This is a genomic window from Limnohabitans sp. JirII-29, from assembly GCF_003063395.1.
Lineage (GTDB): Bacteria > Pseudomonadota > Gammaproteobacteria > Burkholderiales > Burkholderiaceae_C > Limnohabitans.
The window spans coordinates 479,028-494,912 of the sequence record NZ_NESB01000002.1; the positions used below are offsets into that span (position 1 = coordinate 479,028).

Annotated in this window: 20 protein-coding genes and 1 tRNA gene; 6 read left to right on the forward strand and 15 right to left on the reverse strand. The window is 57.5% G+C overall.

The features are described from left to right. Nucleotides 1–57 precede the first annotated feature (57 nt). From B9Z39_RS05020 to B9Z39_RS05040, 5 genes are all read right to left on the reverse strand, one after another. Nucleotides 58–134, reverse strand: a tRNA-Met gene (locus B9Z39_RS05020). 64 nt (nucleotides 135–198) lie between these two features. Beyond that, nucleotides 199–435 (reverse strand): hypothetical protein, encoded by a 237-nt coding sequence (locus B9Z39_RS05025; protein WP_158269457.1) that lies wholly within the window; start codon nucleotides 433–435, stop codon nucleotides 199–201. A 169-nt stretch (nucleotides 436–604) separates the two neighbouring features. After that, complete coding sequence (locus B9Z39_RS05030; protein WP_146183282.1) at nucleotides 605–1,003, reverse strand: hypothetical protein; 399 nt, start codon at nucleotides 1,001–1,003, stop codon at nucleotides 605–607. A gap of 63 nt (nucleotides 1,004–1,066) precedes the next feature. After that, the gene (locus tag B9Z39_RS05035) at nucleotides 1,067–2,032 is read right to left on the reverse strand and encodes a tripartite tricarboxylate transporter substrate binding protein (RefSeq protein WP_108300915.1); all 966 of its coding nucleotides are present in this window, start codon (nucleotides 2,030–2,032) and stop codon (nucleotides 1,067–1,069) included. Between the two features lie 18 nt (nucleotides 2,033–2,050). After that, complete coding sequence (locus B9Z39_RS05040; protein WP_108300916.1) at nucleotides 2,051–2,830, reverse strand: enoyl-CoA hydratase; 780 nt, start codon at nucleotides 2,828–2,830, stop codon at nucleotides 2,051–2,053. Nucleotides 2,831–2,955: 125 nt separating this feature from the next. Here B9Z39_RS05040 and B9Z39_RS05045 point away from each other — a divergent pair, with 125 nt between their 5' ends. The 3 genes from B9Z39_RS05045 to paaK are packed head-to-tail and all read left to right on the forward strand — an operon-like array spanning nucleotide 2,956 to nucleotide 5,512. Beyond that, nucleotides 2,956–3,762 (forward strand): enoyl-CoA hydratase-related protein, encoded by an 807-nt coding sequence (locus B9Z39_RS05045; RefSeq protein ID WP_108300917.1) that lies wholly within the window; start codon nucleotides 2,956–2,958, stop codon nucleotides 3,760–3,762. Further along, entirely contained in the window at nucleotides 3,762–4,196 is a 435-nt protein-coding gene (paaI, locus tag B9Z39_RS05050) for a hydroxyphenylacetyl-CoA thioesterase PaaI (RefSeq protein WP_108300955.1), read from the forward strand. The genes B9Z39_RS05045 and paaI overlap by 1 nt, the downstream gene beginning before the upstream one ends. After that, a complete protein-coding gene (gene paaK, locus B9Z39_RS05055) occupies nucleotides 4,193–5,512 on the forward strand; it encodes a phenylacetate--CoA ligase PaaK (protein ID WP_108300918.1) in 1,320 nt (439 codons plus the stop codon). Before paaI ends, paaK begins: the two co-directional genes overlap by 4 nt. Before the next feature lie 18 nt (nucleotides 5,513–5,530). Here paaK and B9Z39_RS05060 read toward each other — a convergent pair whose 3' ends face one another. The 4 genes from B9Z39_RS05060 to B9Z39_RS05075 are packed head-to-tail and all read right to left on the reverse strand — an operon-like array spanning nucleotide 5,531 to nucleotide 9,755. After that, a complete protein-coding gene (locus B9Z39_RS05060; protein WP_108300919.1) occupies nucleotides 5,531–7,408 on the reverse strand; it encodes a M61 family metallopeptidase in 1,878 nt (625 codons plus the stop codon). Between the two features lie 16 nt (nucleotides 7,409–7,424). After that, nucleotides 7,425–7,877, reverse strand: coding sequence for a DUF3429 domain-containing protein (locus tag B9Z39_RS05065; RefSeq protein ID WP_108300920.1), 453 nt, complete (start codon nucleotides 7,875–7,877; stop codon nucleotides 7,425–7,427). A 10-nt stretch (nucleotides 7,878–7,887) separates the two neighbouring features. Beyond that, a complete protein-coding gene (locus B9Z39_RS05070) occupies nucleotides 7,888–8,613 on the reverse strand; it encodes a DsbC family protein (RefSeq protein ID WP_100145808.1) in 726 nt (241 codons plus the stop codon). 20 nt (nucleotides 8,614–8,633) lie between these two features. Next, nucleotides 8,634–9,755: an FAD-dependent monooxygenase gene (locus B9Z39_RS05075; RefSeq protein WP_108300921.1), complete on the reverse strand. Its 1,122-nt coding sequence runs from the start codon at nucleotides 9,753–9,755 to the stop codon at nucleotides 8,634–8,636. A gap of 32 nt (nucleotides 9,756–9,787) precedes the next feature. Between B9Z39_RS05075 and B9Z39_RS05080 the strand changes: the two genes are divergently transcribed. Further along, a complete protein-coding gene (locus B9Z39_RS05080) occupies nucleotides 9,788–10,681 on the forward strand; it encodes an MOSC domain-containing protein (RefSeq protein ID WP_108300922.1) in 894 nt (297 codons plus the stop codon). Between the two features lie 19 nt (nucleotides 10,682–10,700). On the opposite strand, the gene B9Z39_RS05085 is transcribed toward B9Z39_RS05080, so the two are convergent. From B9Z39_RS05085 to B9Z39_RS05095, 3 genes are read right to left on the reverse strand one after another with little or no spacing between them, the layout of a single operon-like run. Further along, complete coding sequence (locus B9Z39_RS05085; protein WP_233248916.1) at nucleotides 10,701–11,234, reverse strand: hypothetical protein; 534 nt, start codon at nucleotides 11,232–11,234, stop codon at nucleotides 10,701–10,703. A 26-nt stretch (nucleotides 11,235–11,260) separates the two neighbouring features. Next, nucleotides 11,261–12,463 (reverse strand): DUF5666 domain-containing protein, encoded by a 1,203-nt coding sequence (locus B9Z39_RS05090; protein WP_108300923.1) that lies wholly within the window; start codon nucleotides 12,461–12,463, stop codon nucleotides 11,261–11,263. Nucleotides 12,464–12,477: 14 nt separating this feature from the next. Next, complete coding sequence (locus B9Z39_RS05095; protein ID WP_108300924.1) at nucleotides 12,478–13,323, reverse strand: DUF6502 family protein; 846 nt, start codon at nucleotides 13,321–13,323, stop codon at nucleotides 12,478–12,480. A gap of 335 nt (nucleotides 13,324–13,658) precedes the next feature. Between B9Z39_RS05095 and ychF the strand changes: the two genes are divergently transcribed. Then, complete coding sequence (gene ychF, locus B9Z39_RS05100; RefSeq protein ID WP_108300925.1) at nucleotides 13,659–14,750, forward strand: redox-regulated ATPase YchF; 1,092 nt, start codon at nucleotides 13,659–13,661, stop codon at nucleotides 14,748–14,750. A gap of 51 nt (nucleotides 14,751–14,801) precedes the next feature. On the opposite strand, the gene B9Z39_RS17240 is transcribed toward ychF, so the two are convergent. After that, a complete protein-coding gene (locus tag B9Z39_RS17240) occupies nucleotides 14,802–15,149 on the reverse strand; it encodes a DUF3024 domain-containing protein (RefSeq protein ID WP_100145608.1) in 348 nt (115 codons plus the stop codon). A gap of 90 nt (nucleotides 15,150–15,239) precedes the next feature. On the opposite strand from B9Z39_RS17240, the gene B9Z39_RS05110 reads away from it, so the two are divergent. Beyond that, nucleotides 15,240–15,491 carry a DNA-binding transcriptional regulator gene (locus B9Z39_RS05110; protein ID WP_100145610.1) on the forward strand — a complete coding sequence of 84 codons (252 nt, stop codon included), beginning with the start codon at nucleotides 15,240–15,242 and terminating at the stop codon, nucleotides 15,489–15,491. Between the two features lie 21 nt (nucleotides 15,492–15,512). Here B9Z39_RS05110 and B9Z39_RS05115 read toward each other — a convergent pair whose 3' ends face one another. Together B9Z39_RS05115 and B9Z39_RS17245 are read right to left on the reverse strand one after the other, a co-directional pair. Then, the gene (locus B9Z39_RS05115; protein ID WP_233248917.1) at nucleotides 15,513–15,752 is read right to left on the reverse strand and encodes a DNA/RNA helicase domain-containing protein; all 240 of its coding nucleotides are present in this window, start codon (nucleotides 15,750–15,752) and stop codon (nucleotides 15,513–15,515) included. 42 nt (nucleotides 15,753–15,794) lie between these two features. Beyond that, nucleotides 15,795–15,885: integrase core domain-containing protein (locus B9Z39_RS17245; protein ID WP_143474155.1), on the reverse strand; the 91-nt coding region annotated here is incomplete at its 5' end.

A 15,885-nucleotide genomic window follows, 5' to 3' on the forward strand; every position in this document is an offset into this window, starting at 1 on the left:
CTTTCTCAAGCTGAAAACAAAAACGGCCCCCATTTCTGGGAGCCGTTTTGTGTTTTTTGGTGGCGCTTCACGGATTCGAACCGCGGACCTGTGGATTATGATTCCATCGCTCTAACCGACTGAGCTAAAGCGCCGAAGCCCGAAATTATAACGTGTTTTATTGGACACCTGTGGCCGTTAGTCACGCGACGCAGTGACTCAGCTCAACAAGACATAGCCTTTTTTAATCAGGCAGTGGCGCATATCGATGATGGCGTTGTTGGCGACGTAGTTGTTGCCGTAAATGCGCAAGATCTCTTTTTGGCACGTCACCACATCTTCTTCGTACTTGCGCCAGTCTTGCCCTTTGAGGCTGACCTGCGGTGCAAAGTCTCCGTGAGATAGAGGGGCATTGGCCAACCCATTTGAGGAACAAGCACTCAGTGAAATGAGCACACTGAGGCAGAGAGCGATGTAATGAGAAAGTAACATGTTTAATTTTTCTGTACATGAAAAATATATCAGAAATGACATGTTTCTTATCGGGAAAAATCATCTCAATGTCGTACAGGCGACCTGTAATTTGAACGAGATAGACGTCTTGAGGCTGATGAACAGCGCCCAGTCAGGATTCTTTCAGCGCTTGGTGAATTAAGAGGCCAAGTTTATGAAAGTAAGTATCTGCTTCCTGGGTTGGCACCAGGTATTTGGTGCGCCGATTAGTGCCTTCAAACATGGGAGCGATCAAGCCAGACTCACGCAAGGCATCGAGTTTGCGGTGAATCGTGGCAGGGCTGGCAATAAATGCTGCCCCCATGGCTTCACTCACAGTGATGGCGTTGCCGTCAGCGTGGCGGATGGCGATCAGCTCTAGCAAGCGTTTTTGGGTTTCATCCATGGCACCTGGTGCCGCTGAACTGTCTAAAGCTTGAGTCAGGGCCAGGTACCGAAGGTAGACTTTTTTCACGCCAGTTTCATTCTTCAAAAGTTTAACTTCCAAAGTTAACAGCTTTTGATAAGACATGACAAGAGACAGCGTGACAAAAAGTCACAAATTCAGGCCCCTAGGTGACTTTTGTGCCTAGCCTTAATCCACCTTGGCTCCCGAGGTGCGAACCATATGGGCCCACTGAGCCACTTCATTGCGCATGAAGAGACCAAATTCTTCAGGGGTGTCACCCACGGCTTCAGCCCCTTGGCCGGCCAACTGCTCGCGGATGGCGGGCAGTTTCAAGAGCTTCACCACTTCGTTGTTCAAGCGCGTCACCACCTCGCGTGGCGTGCCTGCGGGCGCAAATAAGCCAGACCAGGCATAGGTGACAAAGCCTTTCACACCTGCTTCTTCTACGGTGGGTACGTCGGGCAGTTGCGCCACACGTTTTTTGCTCGACACCGCCAAGATCTTCACCTTGCCTGAGCGCACATGCGCAATGCCTGTGGGCATGTTGATGAACATCATGTTGACCTGTCCACCCAGCAAGTCGGCAATGGCAGGTGGACCACCTTTGTAGGGTACATGCACGGCTTCCATGCCGGTCATGTTTTTAAACAGCTCGGTCGACAAGTGGGTAGATGTGCCTTGACCGGTAGATGCGTATGACAGGTTGGCCGATTTGTTTTTGCCCAATGCGATCAACTCTTTGACGTTGTTGGCGGGCACGGAGGGGTTGACGATCAAGATGTTGGGCACAGTGCCCACCAGCACGATGGGTGCGAGGTCTTTGAGCGGGTCGTAGTTGAGCTTGCTGTAGAGCGAGGTGTTGATGGCTACGATTTCAGAGCCCATCAACAAGGTGTAGCCATCGGGTGTGGCTTTAGCTACAGCCTCGGTGGCGATGTTGCCGCCAGCGCCGGGACGGTTTTCAACCAGCACGGCTTGGCCCAGGGCTTCGGACAGCTTGGGTGCCAAGGTGCGCGCAAAGAAGTCGACCGTGCCACCCGCAGGGAAGGGCACCAACACTTTGATGGGTTTGTTCGGAAAACTTTGCGCCATGACAAGGCATGGGCAACACAAAACCAACGCCGCGATGCGGCGTAACCAGAGAGAACGCATGGAATTTCCTTAAATGGGTCAGGTGTTGGTGAAGTTGGCTTTGCGTTTGTTGACAAACGCATCCATGCCTTCTTTTTGGTCTTGGGTGGCAAACAGGGCGTGGAACAAGCGACGCTCGAACATCACACCATCAGCCAAGCCACTCTCAAACGCACGGTTGACCGACTCTTTGGCGGCCATGACGGCGAGTTGTGAGTAGTCGCAAATCATCAAGGCTGCGCCCAAGGTTTCTTCCATCAATTTTTCCAACGGCACGATGCGGCTGATCAAGCCCGCTTTTTCGGCTTCGTGCACGTCCATCATGCGGCCGGTCAACGCCAAGTCCATGGCCTTGGCTTTGCCAATGGCGCGTGGCAAGCGCTGTGTGCCGCCTGCACCGGGGATGATGCCCAGTTTGATTTCGGGCTGGCCAAACTTGGCGTTGTCGGCGGCGATGATGAAGTCGCACATCATGGCCAGCTCGCAACCGCCACCCAGAGCAAAACCACTGACCGCAGCGATGACGGGTTTGCGGATGCTGCGGATGGTCTCCCAGTCGCGGGTGATGTAGTCGTCTTTGTACACATCGGCAAAGGTGTAGGTGGCCATGGCACCAATGTCTGCCCCTGCGGCAAACGCTTTTTCGCTGCCGGTGATGACCATGCAGCCAATGGCGGGGTCGGCATCAAAGGCTTTGAGGGCTTGGCCCAACTCCACCATCAACCCAGCGTTCAAGGCGTTGAGTTGTTTGGGACGGTTGAGGGTGATGACGCCCACTTTCTCGGCCTCTGTGTGGACGTTGATGAATTCGTAAGCCATGTGGGCGCTCCAAAAAAACAAAGAAGAAGAAAACCTGCTGTCCTAACTATAGCCAAGCCCACCAAGGGTAAACATTAACCAACCGATCGGTCGGTGAATGCTAAATTTCTTGCAGGAGACAACGCATGACAGCATCCACAGAGACATCGACCGTCTTGTATGAAGAACGCGGGCCAGTGGCCTTGGTCACACTCAACCGTCCGCAAGCCCTCAACAGTTTCACCCGCCAAATGCACCATGACTTGTGGGCTGCGTGTGACCGTGCCGAAGCCAACCCAACCATGCGTGCCATGGTGATCACAGGCGCTGGCAGGGGCTTTTGTGCAGGGGCTGATTTGTCGGAGTTTGACTTTGCGCCCGGGCCTGACCTGATGGCACGCGCCAACCCCGGCCCGGTGATTGAGCAAGCCTTCAACCCCACCGCACGCAAGTTGCAAAACTTGCGCATGCCCACGGTAGCCGCCATCAACGGTGTGGCCGCAGGTGCTGGCGCATCGCTGGCGCTGTGTTGCGACATCGTGATTGCTGCACCCAATGCCAACTTCATCCAGGCCTTCAGCAAGATTGGTTTGATTCCCGATGCGGGTGGCAGCTGGTGGTTGGTGGAGCGACTGGGCATGGCCCGCGCCATGGCCTTGGCCATGACAGGCGACAAACTCAGTGCCGAGCAAGCCAAGGCCTGGGGCTTGATTTGGGACGTGGCTGAAGACAGCGTGGCCGCTGCCTGCGCCATGGCCGATAAGCTGGCTGTCATGCCGACCAAAGCCTTGGTGGCGACACGCCATTTGTTGCGTGATGCGGGCACGCGCACTTTCAGCGAACACCTGGATGCTGAGCGCGACGCACAAGCTGCGCTGGGCTGCACACACGACTACATCGAAGGCGTGAGTGCCTTCTTAGAAAAACGCCCTGCGGTGTTCAAAGGCGAATGATGAGCACCGACGCACACACCCTGGCCCAGCAAGTGGCCATCGCCATGTTTGCCGTGGACACCGCCACCAAAGACACCATGGGCATGGAAATTTTGACCTGTGAACCAGGCCGCGCCGTGTTGCGCATGCCGGTGCGCGAACTGCATTTGAACGGCCACCAAATTTGTCATGGTGGCTTCATCTTCACCCTGGCCGACTCCACCTTTGCGTTTGCCTGCAACAGCTACAACAAAGTGGCAGTGGCCGCAGGCTGCAGCATTGAATTTTTAAAACCTGCCAAGTTGGGCGATGTGTTGACCTGCGAAGGCGTGGAGCAAACGCTGTCGGGTCGCCATGGCATTTACGACATGCGCGTGACCAACCAGCACGGCGAGACCATTGCCATGTTCCGTGGCAAAAGTGCCCAAATTCAAGGAACGGTGATCCCGCAATGAAATCTTCTGCATCTCTTGCCAAGCAGTTTCCGCTCGAGCCCATTGAAAAGGCCAGCACCGACGAACTGCGTGCTTTACAGCTCAAGCGTTTGCAAGCCACGTTGCATCAGGCGTATGCCAACTCCCCTGCCTACCGGGCCAAGTTTGACGCGGCGGGCGTGCACCCGAGCGACTGCAAAAGCTTGGCCGACTTGGCCAAGTTTCCGTTCACCACCAAAGCAGACCTGCGCGACAACTACCCCTTTGGCATGCTGGCCGTGCCACGCGAGCAGTGTGTGCGCATTCATGCATCGAGCGGCACCACGGGCAAGCCCACAGTGGTGGCCTACACGCACAACGACATCGATGTGTGGTCCAACGTGGTGGCGCGCAGCATCCGTGCGGCGGGGGCGCGACCCGGTGACATGGTGCATGTGAGCTATGGCTACGGCTTGTTCACGGGGGGGCTCGGGGCGCACTATGGTGCCGAGCGTTTGGGGCTGACCGTGGTGCCGTTTGGTGGCGGTCAAACCGAGCGACAAGTGCAATTGATTCGCGACTTCAAGCCCGACCTGATCATGGTGACACCGAGCTACATGCTGGCGATTGCCGATGAGTTTGAACGGCAGGGCTTGTCGGCTGTCGAGTCGAGTTTGCGCTTGGGTATTTTTGGTGCCGAACCGTGGACCAACGACATGCGTCGCGCCATTGAGCAACGCATGGGCATTGACGCGGTGGACATTTATGGACTCTCCGAAGTGATGGGCCCCGGCGTGGCCAGTGAGTGTGTGGAAACCAAAGACGGCCCCACCATTTGGGAAGACCATTTCTACCCCGAGATCATCCACCCTGAAACCGGTGAGCCTGTGGCCGATGGTGAGATGGGCGAGTTGGTGTTCACCAGCCTTACCAAAGAGGCGCTGCCCATCATCCGTTACCGCACGCGGGACCTGACGCGTTTGTTGCCTGGCACCGCGCGCAGCATGCGGCGCATGGAAAAAATCACAGGCCGCAGCGACGACATGATGATCGTGCGCGGTGTGAATGTGTTCCCCTCACAAATTGAAGAGTTCATTTTGAAGCGCACCGAGTTGGCCCCGCATTACCAGTGCGTGTTGACCCGCGAAGGCCCGATGGACAGCCTGAAAGTGGTGGTGGAAACACGCCCCGGCATAGACCCGCAAGGCCAGGCTGCACGCGCCGCGGCGCAGCAGTTGCAGCACGATGTGAAGACCTTTGTGGGCACCAGCATTGCGGTGGACCTCAAGCCCGAAGGCGGCGTGGAACGCAGCCAGGGCAAGGCCAAGCGGGTGGTGGATTTGCGTGTGGTGACCTGAGACTGAAGGCTGTGTACGTCAGTCCAGCCAGGCCTTGACCTTGGCTGCATCGAGCACGGCCAAGCGCCAACTGCGTTGTGCTTTGACGGGTGGCAGAGTCAATGACAAACGCAACAGCTGACGGTCACGGCTCACCAAGGCGGTGAGCTTTTTGGCACGGCCCGCATACAGCGGCAACTCGTCGAGCTTTTTCAAGCGCCAGGCGCTGGCGGTTTTGCCGCCGATTTCCAAGCCCAACCACTCATCGCCCGGCGCAAAGCCTGCGGCGTGTGCGGCGCTGCCGCTGAGCACTTGCTTGATCTGGATGCTGTGGTCTTCGCTCACGCGCAGGCCCAAGCGTTGCGCCAATTGCGCTGGGTCGTGGTGGACGGCCACACCGTGTGCGGTGAGCGCGTCTTCGAGCGGCAAGTCGCGTGTGCCATGCACCCAGGCTTTGATGTCACGGGCCCACGAACGGCCCGTGAGTTCATGCAGCACGGCCAACAGATCAGCCTCTTGCATGGGGCCACCTTGGCAACGCGCCCACAGGCCGCGCATCACATCGTCTAACGACACGCTGTGGTTTCTCACGCCGTGCTGGCGCAGGGCCAAGTCCAGGCACAGGGCAATCAACGCGCCCTTGGTGTAGTAGCTCACCGTCAGGTTGGGCGTGTTGGCGTCGGCGCGGTAGTACTTGGTCCAAGCTTCAAAGCTCGACTGCGCCACGCTGTGCACCATGCGTCCCGGTGTTTGCAGCACTTGGTTGATGGTTTTGTTGAGCAGGCGCAGGTAGTGCGCGTCGTCAATCAGGCCAGCACGGCGCAGCAGTTTGTCGTCGTAGTAGCTGGTGAAGCCTTCAAAAAACCACAGCAGCTCGGTGTAGTTTTCTTGGGTGTAGTCGTAGCGCGCAAACTCTGCCGGGCGCAAGCGCTTGACGTTCCAGGTGTGAAAGTACTCGTGGCTGATCAGCCCCAACAAAGTGGTGTAACCGTCATTGGGTTTGTCGACTTTGGCTTTGAGTGCTTCGGTGAGCACAGGGGTGTCGCTCAGGCGTGGCAGATCGGCGCGTTGGCAAATCAAGGCGGTGGAGTTGCGGTGCTCCAAGCCTCCGTAGCCTTCGCCCACTGCGTTGAGCATGAACACATAGTGCGTGTATGGAATGTTGGCGCGCTGGTTGCCGTGCCAAAAGCGAATCGCAGCTTCGCAAATTTTTTGCGCATCGCGCAGCAAATGCTCGCCATCGAACGCAGGGGTGGCACCCGCCACCACAAAGCGGTGCGGCACACCGCAGGCCGTGAACTGGCCAGACCAGAATGCGCCCATCTCCACGGGACAGTCGGCCAGTTCGTCGTAGTCGGCAGCCACATAGCTGCCAAAGCCGCGCGGATTGACTGTCAAGGGCGTGAGACCCGTGGCCACTGCCCATGTGGGCAAGTCGGTGTGTGGCACCAGGGCCAACACATGGGGCTGGTCTTCACAACCTGCCACGCGCAAGCACAGGCTGGTGGCGTTGAAGAAGCCGCGTTGTGTGTCCAGCCACGCGGTGCGCACCGAGTTGTCGTGCGCGTGAACTTGGTAGTGCAGGGTGAGAGGCGTGTCTGCTGCGCAGTCGATTTGCCAACTGCATTTGTCCAATTGCTGCACCGCCACCGAGCGGTTGCCTTGGCGTGCCGTCAACGAGATGAGTTGTTTGGAAAACTCGCGCACCATGTAGCTGCCTGCAATCCACACCGGTAAGGCCACGCGCTGGTCGGCTGTGGGTTGCTCGATGGTGAGGGTCACGCCATACAGATGGGCATGCAGATCGGCCAACTCAATGCGGTAATGCACTTGCGGTGTGGTGATAGGCGCGGTGGTGTGGGTCGCACGTGTGGTCGCAGTGGTGCGAAGCGCCTTGTGTGTGGTGGTGCGCGTCATAGCGGTAGCAGCGGGCTCAGGTGGCCGCAGCGCCCAGCAGGCAGGCCAGCGTAGACACCACGGTCAAACGAAAACGCAAGGTCATCCAGTCGCGCAGGCCGGCCTCGGCCCAGGTTTTGCGGTCGACCAAATAACAGGCGATCAGCAACACGGCCAGCAGTGGCAGCCCGGCGTAGGCGGGCATCATCACGCCGATCCAAGCCACCAGCGAAGGCACCACGCCCCACACCATGTGCAGCTTACGTGAGGGTGCGTTGTGTCGCAGACCAATGCCCCAGTGGATGCCACCCAAGAAGGCGCAGATGACGGCGGCATACGACGTCAAGGCCATCGCCACCAAGGGGTGTGCTTCGGGTGTGACGATCCACATCAGCAGGGCCAGCGTGGCAAACGGAATCAAACCCGCATAGCCCAAGCGTTGGATCAACACGCCAGCGGCGCTGTCAGGGGTGATGGGTGTGTGTGCCATGGGTGCTTAGTTACTTGCTGGCGTCGGCCAAGAGTTTTTCAATTTGTTGGGTGTTGATGGCACCAGGCACGCGTGCGCCGTCTTGCGCCACCAGCGTGGGTGTGCCGGTGATCTTGAACTTGCGGCCAAACTCGACGTTGCGTGCAATGGCCGAAGTGTCGCAAGCCGCCGCATTGGCGATGCGGCCTTCGCCCATGACTTGAGCCCAAGCAGCGGCGGGGTCTTTGGCACACCAGACGTTGCGTGACTTGTCAGACGAGTCCTGACCCAGGATGGGGTAGAGGAACAGGTAGATGGTGACGTTGTCTACCTTGGCCAGGTCACGCTCGAAGCGTTTGCAAAAGCCACAGTTCGGGTCTTCAAACACCGCCAGCTTGCGCTTGCCATTGCCGCGCACGATCTGGATCGCGTCTTTGACAGGCAAGCTGGCAAAGTCGATGGCACCCAATTTGGCCTCGCGCTCTTCGGTCAAGTTGCGCCGACTCTTGGTGTCGATCAGGTTGCCCTGGATGAGGAAGTTGCCGTCGGCGTCGCTGTAGTAAATCTCGTTGCCGTTCAAGCGCACCTCGTACAAACCGGTCATGGGGGTGCGGCTGATTTCTTCGATCTTGGGTAACTGCGGAATGCGCTCGCTCAGGTTTTTGCGGATGGTGGCTTCATGCCCTTGGGCCCAGGCGGAGCTCGCCAAGACCCACAGGGCAGCTGCGAGGGTAAGGAAAGAGCGTGTACGTGTCATGGGGTGTCCAAGGTGAGGTGTCATTGCATGGCTTGCTGCATGGCCCAGCGCTTCAAGGGTGCCAGGCTGTCAAAGCCAGACATGCCCCAATTGCGCAAAGCCTGCACGCTGGCGTGTGGGTGGGCGAACAAGCGTTGCAAGCTGTCGCAAGCCACCCAGGTGGGCAGCATGTCGGCTTTGCGGGCACGCTCGTAGCGACGCAGCAAGCGACGGTCGCCCACGCTGCGCCAGTAGTCGGCACTCTCGCGGCTTTTGAGCACGTGGGCCAACGCAGCGGCATCGGCCAGTCCCAGGTTGAGCCCAAGGCCAGCCAGCGGGTGGATGTTGTGTGCGGCGTCGCCCGCCAGCGCCCAGGCACTGCCATCGGCCAAGGTGCCAATCCAGTGTTCGGCGCGTGCCAGTTGCAAAGGCCACATGGCGCGTTCGCTGGTGAGTTCGAGTTGCCCCAGCACGCCGTGGCTGGCGTCTTGCAGCGCACTGGCAAAACCGGCGGCGTCCAACGCCAGCATGGCGCTGGCACGTTCAGGTGGGAGCGACCACACCAGCGCCGCGCTGTCGCCTTGCGCGCCGCCCAGTGGCAGCAGGGCCAGAATTTCCAAGCCCTGTGCACCTTGGTGAAACCACTGCAAGGCCTGTTGGCGGTGGGGCACGCTGCCACGCACGCGTGCGGCTACGGCGTGTTGCTGGTAGGGCAGGGTTTCAAAGCTCACGCCTAACTCGTCGCGGGTGATGCTGTGGCGGCCTTCGCACACCACGGTGAGTGCGGCAGGCGCAGGCGCCGTCAAACAGGCGATGTCGGATTGGTAGCGCACGGCTTGGGCCAGTTGCTCTTCGAGCACTGGCACGTCCACAATCCAGCTCAAGCCTTCGGGCGTGGGGCTGGCAAAGTGCACAAAGCCTCCGTTGTCACCCCACACGCGCATGTCTTGCACGGCGGTGGCGTGTTGGGCATCTGGCCAGCAGCGCAGTTCGGTGAGCAAGTCGCGTGAAGCCTTGTTGAGTGAGTAGGCCCTCACGTCATCATTCGTTTTGGGGGCCGAGGTGACCAGGCCAACACGCAAGCGTTGGCGTGCCAACAGCAGCGCCAGGGTGCGCCCGACCATGCCGTCGCCACGAATACACACATCCAATTTTTGAGCCATGGGCGAATTGTAGGAGGGCGGCACAATGACGCATGACCTTCACAGCAGCAACCCCACACAGCGACCAGCGCTGGGCTTTGATAGACCAACTCTGGGTCTTCCCTGTCAAATCGTGTGCCGGTATTTCGGTGCAGCAAGCCGTCCTGACCGATACCGGACTCGACCTTGACCGTGCCTGGATGGTGGTCGATGCCCAAGGCCAGATGCTGACCCAACGCAGTGTGCCTCGCATGGCCTTGATCCAGCCCGAGTTGCGCCACGCCGAGCTGGTGTTGCGCGCCCCGGGCATGCTGGCCTTGCACTTGTCCATTGAGCGGGCCGAAGCACCCACCCAAGTGCAGGTCTGGAAAGACACCGTGCCTGCGTTTGAAATGGGCGCGTTGGCGGCGCAGTGGTTCACCGACTTTTTGAACGTGGGGCCCTTGCGCTTGGTGCGCTTTGACCCAGAGCACTTTCGTCTCGCCAGCCGCGAATGGACCAAAGACGTCGACGCGTTCAACCAATTCAGCGATGGTTTTCCGGTGCTGGTCACAAGCACCGCGTCCTTGGACGAGCTCAACAACCGCTTGAGTCAACAAGCGCAGGCACCCGTGGACATGCGACGCTTTCGCGCCAACGTGGTGTTGCGGGGTGAGACCCCCGATGCCTGGCAAGCCCATGACGAAGACCGTGTGGGTGTGATGACCGTGACCACCGGCGGTGAAGCGGTACAACTCAAACCCGTCAAGCCCTGCCCGCGCTGCCCCATGCCCAATGTCAACCCTGACACGGCTGAGGTCAGCCCTGCTGTGAGCGACACCTTGCGGACTTACCGCCAAGACCCCCGTGTCAAGGGCGCGGTGACTTTTGGCATGAACGCCATTCCCCTGAGTGGTTTGGGCGAGGTGCTGCGTGTGGGGCAGCGGGTGTCAGCCGAATTTGCGTGACCTGTTGTTGAGGTCACGCTCAGCGCGCGCCCAAATCTTCAATCGCATCCATCACCATGCTGGTACCAACGGCAATCAACAAAATGTCACTGGCTGCACGCACGTATTTGTAGCCTGCTGGGGGTGTGCCCAAACGCACCTGCAATGCGGGGGGCACCGGATACAGCACCACGTCCGGGGGCAAAGACTGGCCAATCACCCAGCGTTTGGCTTGACCGGGCGGTAAACAGCCATTTCCTTTTTTGGCCAAACCGGGTGGGCATCGACCTTGGGTGATGGCGGGTCCGTACACGTCACGCACCGCTTGATGATGGCTGGGTTCGAAGTACGCGCCCAGCCGTGCTTGTCGAACCTCGCCTGCTTCGTCTGAGCCATGACCCTGCCTGGAGGTTTCTTGCTCGCGGCGATGTTTGCCTGGTCCTGCACCCTCCGGTCGATCGGCCCATGCGGTAGTGGCCAGCAGCGCGACACACAAGCCAGCAACAGCCCATGAGCGTTGCATGACGCCCATCGGGATGGCAAATAGGCGCGATGGGTGTGTTTGTTGCGTCATGGTGTGCTCTCGGTGGTAGAGGAAATTTAGGCGTCTGAACTGATTTCTGTCGCCACCCACGCACCTGATGAGCGGGTGGCTTTGACTTCAATGCTGACACCGTTGGCCAGTGTGATTCCTTGCATGCTGGTGCTGTTGTTGTACTGGAATGTGAGTCCATGCAAAACAAACGTCTGTGCGGTGGCGTCCAAAGCGCTGAGGGTTCCGTGAAACTCAAATGTGCGCGAAGCTTCCTCTGAGTTGCTTGGTGTTTCGACTTTGGTTGCGACCAAAATGCTGTTGTTGAGACTGCCTTTAATCTCAACCCTGACACCCAGCGCCAGACTACCACCTGCGATGCGAGCGTTGCTGGCATCGACCTGTATGCCATTGACGGTGAAGTTGGCATTGGATTGGTAAGCAGAAATGAACCCATGGATTTCAACGTCCTGTTCGTTGTCTGCATCCAGCAATGCCAGCGGCGATGTGAGCAAGCGAATGTGGGTGCCCAGCAGCCCTGGCGTCATCGTGACGCGCACAAACACGCCATCGGACCAACTGCTCGGAACCGATGTGTTGCTGTCCCAGCTGATTTGGCTTGATGGCTGTGCGGTGGTGCCGAGCTTGAAGGTTCGATTGACGGCACTGAAGTTGTTGACCACACCACTGAGTTTGTATTGCGTGGGCTGTGTGTTGGACACTTCCACATGCGTTGCTTGAAGGTGGCCCGTGGTTTGATCGACATAACCATGGACTTCCACAAAGTGCGAGGTGCTCAGTCCCGCCAGTTGTGTGGCGACGCCTTCAAATACCGTGCTGGTCAAGACATCGACTGTCAACCCAAGCATGTTGAAACTGCTGGCACTGACGCTGGAAACGGGACCTTGCCACTCACTGCCACAGCTGATTTTGGTGGCGGTGGCTGTTGCTGTGCCGTTGGTGGTCGTGGCCGCTGTGACGGCAGAGCCTTGAATCGAGACCACCATGCCTACTTTGAGTGGCTGGCCAAAGCTGGTGCCGTCGTCGCGTGAAATGACGGTGGCGTTGTCGTCGTTGTAGCGAATACCGTTGACGATGATGGAGCCAAGGCCCGAAATTGTGCCGCTGGTGAAGGAGCCGGTGCCACCGCTGGACAGTCCAGCCACATCGGATCCACCGCCGCCGCAGCCCGTCAGATGAGCGACCGATCCGATCATGCCCAAGAGCAGTGTTCGACGCGTGAATGTGGGGTTGGTTTGAATTGATGGCATTTGGAGCGCTCCGTTCACTTGGAGGAATCTTCAGTGGATGACATGGGTTTGGAGAGGGAATACAGACCAATCCGAATCGCTTGGTCTTGTGGACGTTGGGCTGCTTGGTCGGCATCCATCAAGGCTTGCAGTTGTGGACCCAGCGTGGTCATCAAGCTGCGCCACTGGGCACTGATCAGTGCCTTGGCTTCGTTCACTGACTCTGACGACAGTTCATCAGCCAACAGCGCTTGTTCAAAATGCTGATGACCATCGCCCAACACATTGGTCACGGCGGCCTCCAAGTGATCGCCCACATTGGTTCCCAGGAAACCAATCATTTGCGGCCAGTCGTCGTTGGGCACAAAAATATCTTCCAGCAACTCCACCGTGTCTGTGGCCTTGTGATGGATCACCAAATTGAGCCGCACCATCTCGGCCAGCAAGGAACGCGCGTGAACATCTTTGGTGACACTGGCGGCTAAGGCTTCAAAGCTTGGTGTGGGTCCTTGCCTAGGAATGGCGATTGGCTTTTTGGCCTTGTCCACATACGCGGCTTGTGATGTCCAGTGCGTCAGCAAGTCGGTGGCGACAGACCGCGTGGCAGGCAGTTGCGGTGTGGAGGTTTGCTGAATGCGCCCCACTTCGCGTCGCGTCAAACCAGTCATGGTGCTGATGCGGCTGGTCAAACGCTCTGGGTTGTCTCCTTCGCATGCTTGCTTGGCAGCTTCCACATAGGCGTGTCGTACCAGCTCTTCAATGGCTTGTATGGGCACACCTTTGGCTAAACACAGCGTTGCGAAGGGCTTCAACAAATGCCCTATCGCCGCAAGCAAGGCTTGTTGCTCTGTCTGTAAGGCGTCTGAGGTGGTCTTGTTCATGGCGTTGGTTCAGAAATTTACGCCAGTATAAATGTGTAAAACACACATTTAATAAAAGTTGACTAAAAAACAGGTGATTGTTTGCTGCCTGGGTCAGGGTGTCGAACTGCGACAGGCGCTGTTTGAGGTCTTCCACCGAGCTCGATTGGCTGATTAGTACAATTCGCAGCAGTTTCCCCAAGCCAACACAACACAAAACCCTGTCTCCAACGGGTTTTGTCGGCTCGATACCTACCTGACACTGTTCTCTGTTTCATCGCTGGGTCAGGCACTCACACCATGCCTCTATGGGGGCCGATGGTGCCACTGGGGTCTTGATTTCTAAGGATATTTTTATGAGTTTGAAATGCGGCATCGTGGGCTTGCCCAACGTTGGCAAATCCACCCTGTTCAACGCCCTGACCAAAGCGGGCATCGCGGCAGAGAACTATCCGTTTTGCACCATCGAGCCCAATGTCGGTGTGGTGGAAGTGCCCGATCCACGCTTGCAGCAGTTGGCCCACATCATCACGCCTGAGCGCATCGTGCCGGCCATCGTGGAGTTTGTGGACATTGCTGGCTTGGTGGCAGGTGCCAGCACGGGCGAAGGCCTGGGCAACAAGTTCTTGGCCCACATCCGCGAGACCGATGCCACCATCAATGTGGTGCGTTGCTTTGAAGACGACAACGTGATTCACGTGGCGGGCAAGGTGGACCCGATTTCAGACATCGAAGTCATTCAGACCGAATTGTGTTTGGCCGATTTGTCTGCGGTGGAAAAAGCCCTGCACCGCGTGACCAAAACCGCGCGCTCGGGCGACAAAGAGTCGATCAAGCTGGTGGCCATCTTGGAGAAGTGCCAAGCCGCACTCAACGAGACCAAGCCGGTGCGCACCATCGATTTCAGCAAAGAAGAACTGCCTTTGCTGAAGCAGTTTTTCTTGATCACCGCCAAGCCAGCCATGTTTGTGGCCAACGTGTCGGAAGACGGTTTCGAGAACAACCCTTTGCTCGACCGCTTGAAAGACTACGCGGCTGCGCAAAAGGCCCCGGTGGTGGCGATTTGCGCCAAGCTCGAAGCCGAGATGAGCGAGATGAGTGACGAAGACCGTCACATGTTTTTGGAAGAACTGGGCCAAGACGAGCCCGGCTTGAACCGCTTGATTCGATCGGCCTACACCTTGTTGGGCTTGCAAACCTACTTCACGGCGGGCGTCAAAGAAGTGCGCGCCTGGACCATCCATGTGGGCGACACCGGCCCGCAAGCGGCGGGCGTGATTCACACCGACTTTGAGAAGGGCTATATCCGTGCCCAAACCATCGCGTTTGACGACTTCATCGCCTTCAAAGGCGAGCAAGGCGCCAAAGACGCGGGCAAGATGCGCGCCGAAGGCAAGGAATACGTGGTCAAAGATGGCGACGTGATGAACTTCTTGTTCAGTTCTTAAGCCGTCGCTGGATGGTGGCCCGCTAATCTTGAAAGACTTGGCTGAAAAAAATCAACCAAAGAAGCAACCGTACTGATCCGCTTCAATGATGGCTAGACACTTTTCGAGGTTCGGTGCTGAAGGGGCTGGCTGGTATGACTCCCATTTACGAGTCTGTCTGAACCAAAAAATTTTCCAAGAGTTACTTGACTTAAAGAACCGGAACTTTGCCACATGCGAGCGGGTTTTTTCTCCAGGTTGTCCCCTCCAACTGGGTCGGACCTCATAGATTGATACAGCCTGTCCGTCGACTTCGTAGTCGTAGTCGATTTCTCTTTTGAGGTGCGGGGGAACTTTACTTAGGCACCATTGGCCTACGACAGCGTCAATCTGACCCAGAGCATTTATATCGAGTGCCATAGTTATCGTTGCTGAAAAAGCTAAATGAATCGAATCGCAAGTTTATGCCGTCAGCCTACTGGTCATCACCGTAGGCATCCAACTTTTGGAATGCAGTTCAAAACACTACGCACCCATGTGGTGGAAGACAAGCCAGCGCCTGAGGCAACAGAGGATGAGTTGCAGGTATTGCGCGAATGTCTACGTTTTTCACGCGCTGTGTTTGCACGTTACTTGCGCATCAAGCCGCGCATGCTGGAGAACTGGGAGCAGCGGCGGGTTAAACCTAATACGCATACGGCTTTGCTCATTCGGCATGTCGAGAAATATCCAGATACGGTTGAGCGCTTGGCGGCGGTTTAGCAACCTATTGAATGACAGGTATTAAATTTCTTTGATGCCAAGATCTGCCAGATACGAATAAATAGGATCGTAATAAGAAGGATTACGGGTTGAATCGTCTAGATCCCCATGAGGGACGACGATCACCATTCCCTGTCGTGCACGCGTAAGCAATACGCGGTAGGCATTCTTTAAATACATCTGTCTGTGTGCGAGGTGAATCTTTTGCCATTTGCTTCCGACGAATGAGCGGTACTCCCAGTCCTCTTCACCATAGCGCAAGTCAGCTGGTCTTGACCCTGTAATCCAGTACCGTCGGTATATTCAAGTTACCGATTGTTTTTCCCTGAACACGGTCGGTGGCAAATATCCCAACGCACTGTGCGGGTGATAAGAATTGTAGTCATCGAACCAA

Bases quoted from the DNA above. Each gene is read 5' to 3' on its own strand.
- B9Z39_RS05030 (WP_146183282.1), bottom strand. From the start codon at position 1,003: ATGTCTTATCAAAAGCTGTTAACTTTGGAAGTTAAACTTTTGAAGAAT.
- B9Z39_RS05035 (WP_108300915.1), bottom strand. From the start codon at position 2,032: ATGCGTTCTCTCTGGTTACGCCGCATCGCGGCGTTGGTTTTGTGTTGC.
- B9Z39_RS05040 (WP_108300916.1), bottom strand. From the start codon at position 2,830: ATGGCTTACGAATTCATCAACGTCCACACAGAGGCCGAGAAAGTGGGC.
- B9Z39_RS05045 (WP_108300917.1), top strand. From the start codon at position 2,956: ATGACAGCATCCACAGAGACATCGACCGTCTTGTATGAAGAACGCGGG.
- paaI (WP_108300955.1), top strand. From the start codon at position 3,762: ATGAGCACCGACGCACACACCCTGGCCCAGCAAGTGGCCATCGCCATG.
- paaK (WP_108300918.1), top strand. From the start codon at position 4,193: ATGAAATCTTCTGCATCTCTTGCCAAGCAGTTTCCGCTCGAGCCCATT.
- B9Z39_RS05060 (WP_108300919.1), bottom strand. From the start codon at position 7,408: ATGACGCGCACCACCACACACAAGGCGCTTCGCACCACTGCGACCACA.
- B9Z39_RS05065 (WP_108300920.1), bottom strand. From the start codon at position 7,877: ATGGCACACACACCCATCACCCCTGACAGCGCCGCTGGCGTGTTGATC.
- B9Z39_RS05070 (WP_100145808.1), bottom strand. From the start codon at position 8,613: ATGACACGTACACGCTCTTTCCTTACCCTCGCAGCTGCCCTGTGGGTC.
- B9Z39_RS05075 (WP_108300921.1), bottom strand. From the start codon at position 9,755: ATGGCTCAAAAATTGGATGTGTGTATTCGTGGCGACGGCATGGTCGGG.
- B9Z39_RS05080 (WP_108300922.1), top strand. From the start codon at position 9,788: ATGACCTTCACAGCAGCAACCCCACACAGCGACCAGCGCTGGGCTTTG.
- B9Z39_RS05085 (WP_233248916.1), bottom strand. From the start codon at position 11,234: ATGACGCAACAAACACACCCATCGCGCCTATTTGCCATCCCGATGGGC.
- B9Z39_RS05090 (WP_108300923.1), bottom strand. From the start codon at position 12,463: ATGCCATCAATTCAAACCAACCCCACATTCACGCGTCGAACACTGCTC.
- B9Z39_RS05095 (WP_108300924.1), bottom strand. From the start codon at position 13,323: ATGAACAAGACCACCTCAGACGCCTTACAGACAGAGCAACAAGCCTTG.
- ychF (WP_108300925.1), top strand. From the start codon at position 13,659: ATGAGTTTGAAATGCGGCATCGTGGGCTTGCCCAACGTTGGCAAATCC.
- B9Z39_RS17240 (WP_100145608.1), bottom strand. From the start codon at position 15,149: ATGGCACTCGATATAAATGCTCTGGGTCAGATTGACGCTGTCGTAGGC.
- B9Z39_RS05110 (WP_100145610.1), top strand. From the start codon at position 15,240: ATGCAGTTCAAAACACTACGCACCCATGTGGTGGAAGACAAGCCAGCG.